Origin of the sequence: Terrabacter tumescens, assembly GCF_014646815.1 — a bacterium.
GTDB lineage: Bacteria > Actinomycetota > Actinomycetes > Actinomycetales > Dermatophilaceae > Terrabacter > Terrabacter tumescens.
Genome location: NZ_BMNZ01000004.1, coordinates 355,776 through 369,158 on the forward strand (window position 1 = coordinate 355,776; position 13,383 = coordinate 369,158).

The window sequence follows — 13,383 nt, forward strand, 5'->3', positions numbered from 1 at the left end:
GAGGTCTCGTACCGAGACGGGGACCGTTGAGGTCGCGTTCGCGTACGCCGCCGCCGCGAACCTGTCAGCGGCGCCGGTCACGTCCCAACAGGTACGCGAAGTACACAAGTACGATGACGCCGGCGGCGACGAGGATGATGGTGCCTGTCACGTCTCCAGTTCTACCGCAGGCGCCTGGCGTAGGGCGGAGGGCTGCCCCGGACAGAGTTGAGTCACCGTCTTCGGCCGGCCAGCGGACCGGCTTGGGCGTTCTGGTGACCTCTAGACTCAGCGTTCGTGACCATGCACCAACGCGAGCAGTCGTCCCTCCGGCGGTGGCTGCTGGACGCTGAAGAGGCCGACCCCGGCGGCTATTATGAGAAAGAGCGGGAAGCGACCGCCAACGAACATGTGCAGCCGTGGTGGCGGGTCATGTGCCTGACGGGCGTGGACTACTTCTCGACTTTGGGATATCAACCCGGGATCGCCGCTCTGGCCGCTGGGGCCCTCTCACCGGTCGCGACATTGGTCTTGGTCTTGATCACGGTCTTCGCGGCCTTGCCGATGTACCGCAGGGTCGCCGTGGAAAGCCCGCACGGCGATGGCAGCCTGTCGATGCTCGAGCGTCTCCTGTCGTACTGGCCGAGCAAGGTGCTTGTGCTGGTGCCTGATCGGCTTCGTCGCGACCGGATTCATCATCACCATCACCCTTTCGGCGGCCGACGCGACCGCGCACCTGATCGAGAACCCGTTCTTGCACGACGTGCTGAACGGGCGCAATGTGCCGGTGACCTTGGCCTTGTTGGCGGCATTGGCCGCGGTGTTCCTGAAGGGGTTCAAGGAGGCGATCGGGATCGCGGTTGTCCTCGTTGCCGCCTATCTGGGTCTGAGCCTCGTCGTGATCGGCCGCGCAGCGCTCGAGCTCAGGGATCATCCGACGGCTGTGAGCGACTGGGTCTCCGCGATGACTGCGGCCCACTCGGCTCCCTTCGGCATCATCGGCGCCGCGCTGCTGGTCTTTCCCGCCTTGGCCTTGGGGCTGTCTGGTTTCGAGACCGGCGTCGTGGTGATGCCCCTGGTGAAGGGGGACCGGGACGACACCGAGGCCAATCCGTCGGGCCGCATTCGCAACGCGAAGAAACTGCTGACAACGGCGGCGCTCATTATGAGCGTGATGCTGCTCGGCAGCTCGCTGGTCACGACCCTGCTGATCCCGGCCGAGCAATTCCAGCCGGGCGGAGAGGCCAACGGCCGGGCCCTGGCGTACCTGGCGCACGAGCTCTTCGGCGACGCGTTCGGAACTGTCTACGACGCCGCAACCATCGGGATCCTCTGGTTCGCCGGCGCCTCCGCCATGGCAGGCCTGCTCAACATCGTTCCCCGATACCTGCCGCGCTATGGCATGGCCCCGGATTGGGCCCGCTCAACCCGCCCTCTCGTCCTCGTCCTGTCCACCATCGCCGCTGTCGTGACCCTGGCCTTCCGGGCCAGCGTCGACGAGCAGGCGGGCGCGTACGCCACAGGTGTCCTGGCTTTGATGACGTCGGCCGCGATCGCTGTCTTTCTCAGCGAGCTTCGCCGTGGCCACCGCGGCACAGCCGCGTTTTTCGCCGTGGTGAGCGCGATCTTCGTCTATACCTTCGCCGTCACCATCGTCGACCGGCCCGAGGGCCTGCTGATCGCCGGCATCTTCATCGCCTTGATCATCGTCATCAGCGTCTGGTCGCGCATCGCGCGCTCCACCGAGCTTCGGGTGCTTCAGGTCGTCTACGACGAAGCGGCGACGAAGATGCTGGAGGATGCTGTGGCAGGGCCGCAGCCTATGCGGTTCATCGCTAACAAGCGCCAGGCCGGTGACCGCCAGGAGTACCGCGAGAAGTCGCTCGACGTGCGGATGTTCAACCACCTCAACGCCCGTCAGGGTGCGATCTTCCTCGAGGTCGAGATTAGCGACGCCAGCGACTTCGAGACGACGGTTCACGTGACCTCGGCCGTCGTGGGCGGCCATTACGTGCTGCGCGCCATTGGCCCCTCGGTGCCCAACGTGCTTGCGGCGGTGCTGCTGGACGTGCGCGACCGGATGAGCAAGCCGCCGCACGCCTACTTCGAGTGGAGCCAGAAGGCGCCCGGGCAGAACGTGCTGCGGTTCCTCATCGCCGGCGAAGGGGACGTCCCGCCGTTGGTCCACGAGATTCTGCGCCGGGCAGAGCCGGACGAGCGGCGACGACCCCTCATCCACGTGGGCGGCTGACTTGCACTGGTCGGCGTCCGTCAGCGGGGTAGGACCTGGCTACACGCGCAGGGTTGCCGGCTCGTGGGTGGTGGCTGGGCGAAGGTGGTAGGGCACGCTCGTCACAACGACGCCGGGCAGCGTGAGCAGGCGCAGCTTGAGGCGCAGGGCGCTCTGGTTGTGCAGGATGCCTTCCCACCACCGGTCGATGACGTACTCGGGGATGAAGACGACGACCAGGTCGTGCGGGTTGTCCGATCGCAGGTGTTGCACATGCTCCACGAGCGGAGCGGTGATGTCGCGGAACGGAGAGTCGAGCATCGTGAGCGACACGGGAAGGTCGGCCTCAACCCACTGGTGCTCGATGGTGTGGACCTGGTCCGGGTCGACGCAGACGGTGAGGGCCGTGAGTGTGGACGGGCGGGTGGCGCGCGCGTACGCGATGGCACGCAGCGCTGGCTCGTTGACCTGGGAGACGAGTACGAGTGCGTGGACTCGGCTCGGCAGCAGCCGGGCGTCACCGGTGGGGCTCAGCTCCCTGCTGATCCTGGCGTAGTGGCGGTGAATGCCGCGCATGAGCAGGCAGAGCAGGGGCACGGCGATGACGACGAGGTAGGCACCGCCGGTGAACTTGGTGACCAGCACGATGATCAGGACGAGGCCGGTGAGTGTCGCCCCGAACGTGTTCACGAGGCGGGCGGCGTTGATGCGGTGACGGACGCCGGGCGCGATGACTCGTTGGAGCTCCCGGTTCCAGTGCCGGACCATGCCGGCCTGGCTGAGGGTGAAGCTGGTGAAGACGCCGAGGATGTAAAGGTGCAGCAGCTGGTCGACGTCGGCTCGGTAGGCGACGATCAGCAGCCCTGCGATCAGTGCGAGCCCGATGATGCCGTTGCTGTAGGCGAGCCGGTCTCCTCTGGTTCGCAGCTGAGTCGGCATGAGGCGGTGTTGAGCAAGGAGCGAGGCGAGCATCGGGAAGCCGTTGTAGGCCGTGTTTGCGGCGAGGATGAGAACCAGCGCCGTCGAGGCCTGCACGACGTAGAACATGACGCTCCCAGCGCCGAACACTGCCGAGGCGAGCTGGGCGATCACGGTTTGCTGTGGGTCCGTCTCGCAGTTCCCCCGGAAGCCGATGAGGTCGCAGGTGTCGTCCGCGACGTGGACCTTGGCGACGAGGGCGAGGATCGTGATCCCGGCGAACATTGCAACGGCGAGGCCGCCCATGGCTACGAGGGTTCGGGCTGCGTTGCGCGATTTGGGGGTCCGGAAGGCAGGCACTCCGTTGCTGATCGCCTCGACGCCCGTGAGCGCAGTGCAGCCGGAGGAGAACGCCTTGAGCGCGAGGAACAACAGGGCTAGACCGGTCAGGCCCGTCTGCTCGGCATGCACGGCGTAGCCAGCGCTCTCGGCGACCGGGGCAAGCCCGAGGAGTGCCTTCGCCAGACCGAAACCACTGACAGCCAGGATGCAGGTCACGAAGACGTAGGTCGGCACCGCGAACGCCCGTCCCGACTCACGTGTGCCTCGCAGGTTCATGAGGGTCAACGCGGCGATGACCGCGACGGCGATCGTGACACGTTGCGCGTTGAGGCCGGGGACGGCGGAGATGATGTTGTCGATGCCCGCCGCGACCGACACGGCCACGGTCATGACGTAGTCGACCATCAGCGACGCGGCCACGACCATCGCCGCTCGCTGACCGAGGTTCTCTCGCACGACCTCATAGGACCCGCCGCCGCTGGGGTAGGCCATCACGACTTGGCGGTATGAGAGCACGACGGCAACGAGCAGAACGACGACAGCGGCCGCGATCCACGGCGCCAGGTAGAGATAGGCCAGCCCGCCCAGAGTGAGAACCTTCAGAATCGCCTCCGTGGCATAGGCCACCGAGGAGAGCGGGTCGGAGGCGAAGATCGGCAGGGCGATCCGTTTCTGCAGCAACGTCTCTTCGAGGTTGTCGTTGCGCAAGGGCCGTCCGACGAGGATCCGTTTGGCCGTCGAGATTTGGTTCATCACTCTTCGACGCTAGGAGCGAGGCCGCATAGGTCCTGCAAGGGTTCCGGCATGTGCTGCATGGATTGCGCAAGGATGCAGGCGTGAGCCAAGAGGGAATGTTGTTCGGGGTGCTGCCTGAGGTTTCCAGCGTCTCCGCCCTCTCGCGTGCCCGCCGCTTCTTCGGTCTGGCCCTGGCGGTGGTCCTGCCGACGGCGCTTACTGCTGGGTTGGTCTTGGTGGGTCCGGCCATCAGTTTGGCCGGTGACGCGCTCGCGCTCCTGCTGTCCGTCATCGTCACCGCCCTTGTCGGAGGGCTGTGGGCCGCGGTCGTGTGCGCGCTGTTGAGTTCGACTCTGCTCAACTACTGGTTCATCCCGCCCGTGCGCACATTGCAGATCGGCGAGCCCCACAACATCTGGACCGTCGTCGGGTTCGTGGCAGTGGGACTGCTCGTCAGCGCCGTCGTCCACCGGGCTGCATCGACCGCTTCGACGGCGGCACGAGCGGCTGCCGAGGCCCGGACGCTCTCAGACGTGGCTCGAGCGACCCTGCGCGGTGAGGACGCGTTGCCGACCCTGCTCGAGCACATGCGGCACGCCTTCGGGATGACGTCAGCGAGCCTGCTGCGCAGGGAGTCTCCGGCGTCATCGAAATGGCTCGTGATCGACGCTAGCGGATCCGATGCTCCCTCTTCGCCGGAGATGGCTGACGTTCACGTGTCGGCGGGGGATGACCTGGTCATCGCTCTCTCTGGGCGTCCTCTCGGGGCGTCCGACCGGACCATTCTCGGCGCCTTCGCCGCACAAGTCCAGGCGCTGCTCGAGCGTGACGAGCTGGCGCGCGCTGCTGCCTTGGCAGCTCGGCTGGAAGCATCCGAGCGGCTGCGTGACGCGCTGCTGGCCGCGGTCGGGCACGACTTGCGAACGCCGCTGGCGTCCGCCACCGCGGCCGTCAGCAGCCTGCGAAGCCGAGATGTCAGCTGGACCGACGACGAGCGCGACGAGCTGCTTGCCACGGCGGGTGAGTCGCTCGCTCGGCTCGCCTCGCTCGTCTCCGACCTGCTCGACCTGTCGCGGCTGCGCACTGGGGCGCTCACCGTCCTCACCCAGACGCTATGGCTCGATGAGCTGCTCCCTCCGGTGCTCGACGAGCTCGGACCCGACGCGGCGAAGGTCGTCGTCGACCTGCCCGATGACCTTCCCGCCGTCACGGGCGATGCCGCCCTCATCGTCCGGGCTCTGGTGAATGTCATCGGCAACGCCCTGCGTCATGCACCATCCGGAACCGTACCCCCCACTGTGACCGCGCGCCCGCGACGCGACCGCGTCGAGCTCCTCGTCATCGACCACGGACGCGGTATCCCGCCGAGCGACCGAGCACGGATTTTCAGCCCTTTCCAGCGGCTCGGCGACACCGACAACACCGCTGGCCTCGGGATCGGGTTGGCGCTGTCCCGAGGCTTGGTCGAGGCGATGGGGGGAACCCTCACGCCCGCAGATACTCCGGGCGGGGGTCTGACCATGATTCTCGACCTGCCCCTCGACCCAGACACATCCTCATGACCCGCGTGCTCGTCGTGGACGACGATCCGCAACTCGCCCGCGCCCTGCGGATCAACCTGCGCGCCCGCCACCACGACGTCCACGTCGCCACATCAGGCGCGGAAGCGCTCAAGACCGTCGCCGCTGTATCTCCAGACCTCGTCATCCTCGACCTCGGACTGCCCGATCTCGACGGCGTCGACGTCATCCACGGCGTACGGGGTTGGAGCGATGTGCCCATCATCGTCCTTTCGGGCAGGGGCGGAGGCCCCGACAAGGTCGCTGCCCTCGATGCCGGAGCCGACGACTACGTGACAAAGCCCTTCGGCATGGACGAGCTGCTAGCGCGCATCCGGGCGGTCACCCGTCGCGCTCCGTCGGGGGACGCCATAGCCCCTCGTGTCGAGTTCGGCGACGTCACGGTCGACCTCGCCGACAAAGTGGTCCTTCGCGCCCGACAAGCTGGACAGTCGGAGACCGTGCACCTCACGCCGACCGAGTGGAGCCTCCTCGAGGCTCTCGTGCGGCAACCAGGGAAGCTCATGTCTCAGCGTCAGCTGCTCATCGAGGTGTGGGGACCTACCTACCTCAACCAGCAGGCCAACCTCCGGCTCTACATGACGCAACTCCGTCGCAAGCTCGAGACGGAACCCACGAGGCCACGTCACTTCCTCACGGAACCAGGGATGGGATATCGCTTCCGTCCATAGCGGCGCCGCATGGCAGGAGATTGGGCCGCCGCATATCGGCGTGTTTCTTCTTCATCTGGCAGTCCGGGTCTGGATGGTGGGAGTGCGGACAAACCAACACAAAAGCTCACCACTTGAACTGACAAGAACATGAGGGCTTGATGCCCTGGGGTCGGCTCCCCACCCCGGCCAGAGGCCATCCCCACGAATAGCCGCCATACACACGATACGCATCCTCAGGTCCGCCATCTTCTTCGTGATTCTTGACATGACCTGGCGTATGCGCGGCTCCCCGCGACGCCGGCATCTTCTTCTCGATCGTTTCTGGGCCGCCCTTTCGGACCGGGTGTGCCGTGCAGCGGGAGCCGCAGTACCTGCACGGCACACCCACCCGGACCGGATAGGGAAGGGGGTGGCCGACGATGACCCGGGAAACACGAGACCGCGTCTGGGACGCCGTCCCCCTCCGTACCGCCGAGCAGGCTGGTGAGGGTACAGCCGGTGAGGGTCACCCGCTGGACCTCGGCCACCTCGACGCCTGCACCGAGGCGCAGGTGATTGCGCGGTTGCTGTCGCGGGACTTCGACGCCTGGTCCGAGGCCGCCTCCCGGGTCGGTCACTGCGCCAGACCGATCCGCCTCCACGGCCACTCCGACACCGTCGACACGGCCACGGGCGAGGTCGTCTCGTCGTTCTCCTCGGCCGACAGCCCGCTCGGGGTCCTGCACGTGCGTTGCGGCAACCGTCGCGCCGCCGAGTGCCCGTCCTGCTCGAGGTTGTACGCCGCGGACACGTTCCACCTGATCCGTGCCGGGGTAACCGGCGGCAAAGGTGTCCCCGAGCAGGTGGGTGAGAACCCGCTGGTGTTCGCCACCTTGACCGCGCCCTCGTTCGGGCTGGTCCACGGCACCCGCGGCGGCCGCACCTGCCGCCCCTTCACCCCCAAGGGCCAGAACCGGAGCTGCGAGCACGGACGGTCGACGGTCTGCCACCACCGGCACGCCGACTGCGACGAGCAGCTCGGGCAACCGTTGTGTCGGGACTGCTACGACTACCAGAGCCACCTCGTCTGGCAGTGGTGGTCGCCCGAGCTGTGGCGCCGGTTCACCATCGACCTGCGCCGCGCCCTCGCCAAGACCCTCAGCGTCCCCGAATCCAAGCTCGCGCATCTGGTGACGGTGCAGTACGCCAAGGTCGCCGAGTACCAACTCCGGGGCGTCGTCCACTTCCACGCACTCATCCGCCTCGACGGCCCCAAGTCGGTGAACGGGTTCGCCACTGCGCCAGCCGGCCTGACCGCGGGCCTGCTGGCAGACCTGGTCGAGCAGGCCGCCGCCGGGGTGGTCTTCGACGCGCCGCCGCTGCACGAGGGTGACGTGGTGCGCCGGCTCCGGTTCGGCACCCAGCTCGACTCCCGCCCCATCGCCGCCACGCGCCGGACCGACGACCCGGACCGGGCGCTGACCCCGGAACAGGTCGCCGGCTACCTGGCCAAGTACGCGACGAAGTCCGCCACCGACTCCACCAACACCGACAGCCCCCACGCGCGACGGTTGCGGGCCACTATCGCGGAGGTGACCGACCGGATCCACTCCGACGCCCGCCGCGACGGGATCCCGCTGCGGGAGCACCCGTACGGGCTGCTCTTCAAGTGGCGGCACATGCTCGGCTTCCGCGGCCACTTCTCCACCAAGTCTCGTCGCTACTCGGTCACCCTCGGGCAGCTGCGCCGGCGCCGGGTCTGCTACGAACGCGCCCTGACCGCCGCCAACCGCGAGGGCCGAAACCTCCACGTCCGCGACCTCGACGACCTCCTGCAGGACGACACGGAGGAGACCACCCTCGTCATCGGGCACTGGACCTACGCCGGGACCGGCTGGGACACCGACGGCGACGCCGAGCTCGCCAAAGCCGCCGCCGCCCGCGCCCGCGAGTACGCCCAAGAGCGAGCAGCGAAGGCACGAAAAGCACTGACCGAGAAAGGAGCTCAGACATGAAGGAAGATCAGTCAGGGGACCAGCAGCCCCCGCCTCTGCCGGTGCTGCTGACCTCGCGCGAGGTGGCAGTCGCGTTGCAGGTCTCCCCAGCAACGCTGTGCCGCTGGCGCCAGACGGGACACGGGCCGCGGGTCGTGTGGCTCTCGCCGTACGCCCCGCGGTACCGGCCCGAGGACGTGACCAAGTGGCTCGAGCGGATGGCGGCATGAGCATCAGCAAGATGCCCAACGGCCGCTTCCGGGCTCGGCTCAAGAGCGGACGGGTGGGCGTCGCCAGCAAGGTCTTCGACACCCGACGCGAGGCCAAGGCCTGGCTAGACCGGGAGCGGGCAGCCCTGACCGGCGGCGTCGACCCGCGCGCCGGACGGGAGCGGGTCAGGCCCCTCGTCCAACGGTGGCTGGAGGTCCGGCGGGTCACGGTGGCTGCCAAGACGTTTCGCGCCGACCAGGACCTGCCCCGCCTGATGCCGACGAGCATGCTCGCTCTGCAGGTGTCGGCCGTCTCGGGCAGAGAAGTCGCCCGCTCCTTCGAGGCCCTGCTCGCCGTGGGTCTCGCCGAGGGGTCCGTCGTCCGTTTTCGCGCCAGCCTGTCGTCGTTCTTCAGCTGGTGTGTGCGCGAGAAGCTCATCCTGACCAACCCGGTCACCGGCGTGCGCGTCCCGCGGCAGTCCGACGAGCCCGATGAGATGGACCCCTTCAGCGAGGCGGAGCTCGAGGAGGTCTACGCCACCTGGCACTCCACGGCGCCCCGGCTCGCGGACATCCTCCTCGTCCTCGCATGGACCGGCCTGCGGTGGGCTGAAGCCCGGTCGCTGCGGGTCGCCGACGTCGTCGAGGTCCCGACGCCGGGACTGCTCGTCCGTCGATCGCAGCCGGAGGGTGGCGCGGTGAAGTCGACCAAGGGTCGTTCCTCGCGACGTGTTCCGCTCGCCAACCGGGTGCTCCCACTCGTGCTGGCCATGAGCGTCGGCAAGGCACCCGGTGACTTGCTCCTCACAACCGAGCGTGGGTCGCAGCTTCACCGGTCGGCCGTACTGCGCACCCTGCAGTGGCCGGCCACCGGCCGAGGACGCCGGATCCACGACCTGCGCCACACCGCGGCGTGCCTCTGGCTCGCGCGCGGCGTCGACCCGGGAACCGTCCAGGCGTGGATGGGACACGAGTCCATCGGTACGACGAACCGGTACCTGCACTTCCTCGGGACCGGTGCCGATCTGGCGGGTCTGGCGAGGCTCAATGTGACCCCGGGGGACACCGGGGGGACACATCGGCAGGAGACGGGCGGATGACAAAGAGAGAACCCCGCACCCTCCTGCGCGTTTCCGCAGGTGGGACGGGGTTTCCGTCTGGTGGAGCTGAGGGGATTCGAACCCCTGACCTTCTCATTGCGAACGAGACGCGCTACCAACTGCGCCACAGCCCCTTGGTGCGAAGGAACGATAACACCACGCCGACCGGCATACCCAATCGACCCGGGCGAAGCCGACGTCGCCCTCAGACCCAGCTGGGGAACCACATCCGGGCCTGCCAGTCCGAGAGTGGGATGACGTCCGCCACGTAGATCGGGTGGAAGAACGCAAACAACCCGATCGACACCAGCACGAAGGCACCCATGACGCCGTAGCCCACGCGACGACGGGTCAGCGACGCCTCCCGGCCACCGATGATGAGGCCCAGGACGTAGACGCAGGCGAGCACGACGTAGGGCACGAAGGCCACCGCGTAGAAGGAGTAGATCGTCCGGTCGCCGAGGAAGAACCACGGCAGGTAGCCGGCGAAGAGCGCGCACAGGATCGCGCCGGCGCGCCAGTCGCGGCGTAGCGCCCACATGAAGAGCAGCACGAAGATCGCGATCGTGCCGCCCCACCATATCGACACGGTGCCGATCGAGGTGATCGCCTTGCTGCACTGCTCGACGAGGCAGCCGTCCGCGCCCTTCTTGGGGCCCTCGTAGAAGAACGACGTCGGCCGCCCCTGGATGAGCCAGGACCACGGGTTCGTCTGGTACGGGTGCGAGCTCGTGATCGCCTGCGTCGACGCGTACATCTGCTGGTGGTAGGCCCAGAGCGAGCGCCACCAGTCGGGCAGCCAGCCGTGCGCGGTGTCCGGGTTGTTCTCCGCCCACGTGCGGAACGACCCGCCCTTGGTGAGGATCCAGCCGGTCCACGTCGCGACGTACGTGACGACGCCGGTGACGACGAGCTGCACGAACGCATACGGCCCGTCCTTGACGACGCCGCCGACCGACCAGCCGCGCACACCGGCAGCACGTCGCGCACCGAGGTCCCACAGGACGGTGAGCAGCCCGAAGAAGACGAGGAAGTAGAGGCCCGACCACTTCACGCCGGCACACAGGCCGAGCATGATGCCCGCGACCCATCGCCACGGTCGCCAGCCGAGCCACGGCCCCAGCCAGGACGTGGCAGCCCGCGCGCGGTCACCGACCTTGCGGGCCAGGACCTCTCGCGCCTTGTCGCGGTCGATGAGCAGCGCCCCGAACGCCGCGAGCCCGAAGAACATGACGAAGATGTCGAGCAGCCCCGTGCGCGAGTGCACGAAGTGGTGCCCCTCGAAGGCGAGCAGGGCCGCAGCAACCGTGCCGAGCAGGTCGGAGCGGAAGAGCCGCCGGGCGATGCGTCCGAGCATGAGGATCGAGATGGTGCCGGCGAGCACGGCGGCGAAACGCCAGCCGAACGAGTTGAGGATGCCGAACGGCGACTCGCCCCACCCGATGAGCCACTTGCCGACCGGGGGGTGCACGACGAAGTCGCCCTCGGTGCCGTAGACCATCGGGTCGTTGGCGGTGAAGTGCTGGTCGACCTGGTTGGCGTCCTGCAGCAGCTGGTCGTTCTTCATCTCGAACCAGTACAGGACCATCGACCAGCCCTGCTTGACGTAGTACGTCTCGTCGAAGACGAGCTGGTGCGGCGCCCCGACGTGCCAGAAGCGCATGAAGCCGCCGACGAGCATGAAGAAGAGCGGGCCTCCCCAGCCGAGCCAGGCGATGCGCCCGGCCGTGCGGCGGGTCAGGCGGAAGTCGTCGGCCTGGTCTCCGAGCAGGCGAGCGCGCACCTGCCTGGCCGAGTTCATGGGCGCCATCGTATGCAGTGTGGCTGGGTGGGTCGCGCACGCGTCGCCGGGCGCACGGCTGGGTGCACTGCCGGGCGCACGGCCGGGACGCCCGCCGGCGTCAGAGCGAGATGCCGCGGGCCTGCAGGACCGAGTAGCCCACGAAGGCCACCGTGTCGAGGATGGCGTGGCAGACGACGAGCGGCATGACGCGCCGGGTCCGCACGAAGACGAGCCCGAGGACGAGGCCCATGACGATGTTGCCGGCGAAGCCGCCGAAGCCCTGGTAGAGGTGGTAGCTGCCGCGGATCACCGCCGAGAGCCCGATGACGAGGGGCCAGGACCACCCGGACTGGCGCCACCTCGTGAAGAGGTAGCCGACCATGATGACCTCCTCGAGCACGGCGTTCTCGATGGCGGCCAGCACGAGCACGGGCGCCGACCACCACACCGCCTCGAGGTTCGCGGCCGACACCTGCGTGTTGATGCCGATGGCCTTGGCGAGGAAGTAGAAGCCGAGCCCCGGGATGCCGATGACGGCCGCGAGGCCGAGCCCCCGCAGGGCGTCGCGCCCGGGCTCGCGCCGGTCGAAGCCGACGAAGTGGCCGGCGCGCACGTCACCGGCGGGCCGGTGGATGTGGTTCAGCAGGTAGAGGGCGAGCGCGACCGCCACGAGCGGCAGCACGATGCCGGCGAGCTGGTAGGCGAGGTCGAGCCAGGGACGACCCGGCGTCGCCGACTGGTTCATCGCCGTCGTCTGCTGCGACAGCGGAGTGGGTCGGGTCAGCTTCTCGATGATGCTGAGCACGGCGTAGACGGCCGACGAGCCCAGGCTGACCCCGAGGACGAGCACCGTCTCGCGGCGCAGGCCGCGCTGCGCCGCCGGGTCGCTGACCGGGGCGGGATCGCGCTCCGACGGCGCGAGCAGTCCGGCAAACCGTGCGCGCTCCGTGGTCGCTGTGGTCGCTGGGGTCGACATGGCGCCAGCGTAACTTCGTCCTGCTTGACGGACAGCGCGGCGGACAGGAGGCCGGCGTACTGTCGCTGGCATGTCGCTGCTCTCCGGCTGGCGCCGTGGGGCGCACGCGGCCGACGGCTTCGAGTTCCCGACCTACCGCGACGGCGAGGGGCCGGGCGTCATCGTCATGCACGAGAGCCCGGGCCTCACGCCCGAGGTCGTGCGTTTCGGCGGGGAGCTCGTCGACGAGGGCTTCACCGTCGTCATGCCGCACTTCTTCGGCAGTGCGCACGAGGCCCCTCGACGGGCGGAGGCCGCTCGTGTCATCCCACGCCTGTGCGTCGGGCGGGAGTTCACCATGGTGGCGACGGGGCGCACGACACCGGTGGCCGGCTGGCTCCGCAGCCTCTCGCGGCACCTGCACGCCGAGCTGGGGGGCGTCGGGGTGGGGGCCGTGGGGATGTGCTTCACGGGCGGCTTCGCCCTGGCGATGATGGTCGACCCGTCGGTCGCGGCCCCCGTCGTGGCCCAGCCGGCCGTGCCCGTCCCGCTCGGGGTGCGTCGTGCCGCCGACGTGGGTCTCGACGCGGGCGACCTCGTGGCCGTGCAGGATCGCGTCCGCGCCGGGTGCCCGGTGCTCGGGGTGCGCTACCGCGACGACTGGGCCACGGGCACGCGCTTCGAGACGCTCACCGCAGCCCTGGGCGACGGGTTCCGCCGGGTGGAGCTCGACGGGTCGGGGCACGCCACGCTCACCGCCGAGCGGCACCCGGACGCGGTCGAGGCGGTCGTCGGGTTCCTTCGTGAACGTCTCATGCCAGCAGCCTGAACGAAGTCTGGGAAACACCCCTCGCGGACCGAGCGCCGGCAATACGCTGCCGATGCGCGCGCACGTGCCCGCGCCTCGGGGGAGTCCAGCGTCGAAG

At 68.6% G+C, this 13,383-nt stretch carries 9 protein-coding genes, 1 tRNA gene and 1 pseudogene; 7 read left to right on the forward strand and 4 right to left on the reverse strand.

The window, feature by feature from the left end; all coding sequences use genetic code 11:
• Window positions 1–282: 282 nt before the first annotated feature.
• Window positions 283–2,230 (forward strand): annotated as a pseudogene (locus IEY30_RS12100) (APC family permease).
• Window positions 2,231–2,269: 39 nt separating this feature from the next.
• Here the strand turns inward: IEY30_RS12100 and IEY30_RS12105 are convergent.
• Window positions 2,270–4,222 carry an APC family permease gene (locus IEY30_RS12105; protein WP_052358425.1) on the reverse strand — a complete coding sequence of 651 codons (1,953 nt, stop codon included), beginning with the start codon at window positions 4,220–4,222 and terminating at the stop codon, window positions 2,270–2,272.
• A gap of 83 nt (window positions 4,223–4,305) precedes the next feature.
• Between IEY30_RS12105 and IEY30_RS12110 the strand changes: the two genes are divergently transcribed.
• From IEY30_RS12110 to IEY30_RS12130, 5 genes are all read left to right on the forward strand, one after another.
• The gene (locus tag IEY30_RS12110) at window positions 4,306–5,766 is read left to right on the forward strand and encodes a sensor histidine kinase (RefSeq protein WP_188960134.1); all 1,461 of its coding nucleotides are present in this window, start codon (window positions 4,306–4,308) and stop codon (window positions 5,764–5,766) included.
• Window positions 5,763–6,455 (forward strand): response regulator, encoded by a 693-nt coding sequence (locus tag IEY30_RS12115; protein WP_030196290.1) that lies wholly within the window; start codon window positions 5,763–5,765, stop codon window positions 6,453–6,455. Before IEY30_RS12110 ends, IEY30_RS12115 begins: the two co-directional genes overlap by 4 nt.
• Window positions 6,456–6,856: 401 nt before the next feature.
• Window positions 6,857–8,431: a replication initiator gene (locus IEY30_RS12120; RefSeq protein ID WP_188960135.1), complete on the forward strand. Its 1,575-nt coding sequence runs from the start codon at window positions 6,857–6,859 to the stop codon at window positions 8,429–8,431.
• Window positions 8,428–8,640, forward strand: coding sequence for a helix-turn-helix transcriptional regulator (locus IEY30_RS12125; RefSeq protein ID WP_030196298.1), 213 nt, complete (start codon window positions 8,428–8,430; stop codon window positions 8,638–8,640). The genes IEY30_RS12120 and IEY30_RS12125 overlap by 4 nt, the downstream gene beginning before the upstream one ends.
• Window positions 8,637–9,719, forward strand: coding sequence for a tyrosine-type recombinase/integrase (locus IEY30_RS12130; RefSeq protein WP_030196299.1), 1,083 nt, complete (start codon window positions 8,637–8,639; stop codon window positions 9,717–9,719). Before IEY30_RS12125 ends, IEY30_RS12130 begins: the two co-directional genes overlap by 4 nt.
• A gap of 58 nt (window positions 9,720–9,777) precedes the next feature.
• Here the strand turns inward: IEY30_RS12130 and IEY30_RS12135 are convergent.
• From IEY30_RS12135 to IEY30_RS12145, 3 genes are all read right to left on the reverse strand, one after another.
• Window positions 9,778–9,853, reverse strand: a tRNA-Ala gene (locus IEY30_RS12135).
• Window positions 9,854–9,924: 71 nt separating this feature from the next.
• Window positions 9,925–11,520, reverse strand: coding sequence for a dolichyl-phosphate-mannose--protein mannosyltransferase (locus tag IEY30_RS12140; RefSeq protein WP_030196301.1), 1,596 nt, complete (start codon window positions 11,518–11,520; stop codon window positions 9,925–9,927).
• Window positions 11,521–11,620: 100 nt separating this feature from the next.
• A complete protein-coding gene (locus IEY30_RS12145; RefSeq protein WP_030196304.1) occupies window positions 11,621–12,478 on the reverse strand; it encodes a CPBP family intramembrane glutamic endopeptidase in 858 nt (285 codons plus the stop codon).
• Window positions 12,479–12,548: 70 nt separating this feature from the next.
• Between IEY30_RS12145 and IEY30_RS12150 the strand changes: the two genes are divergently transcribed.
• Window positions 12,549–13,286 carry a dienelactone hydrolase family protein gene (locus tag IEY30_RS12150; protein ID WP_043416493.1) on the forward strand — a complete coding sequence of 246 codons (738 nt, stop codon included), beginning with the start codon at window positions 12,549–12,551 and terminating at the stop codon, window positions 13,284–13,286.
• The last annotated feature ends 97 nt before the right edge of the window (window positions 13,287–13,383 follow it).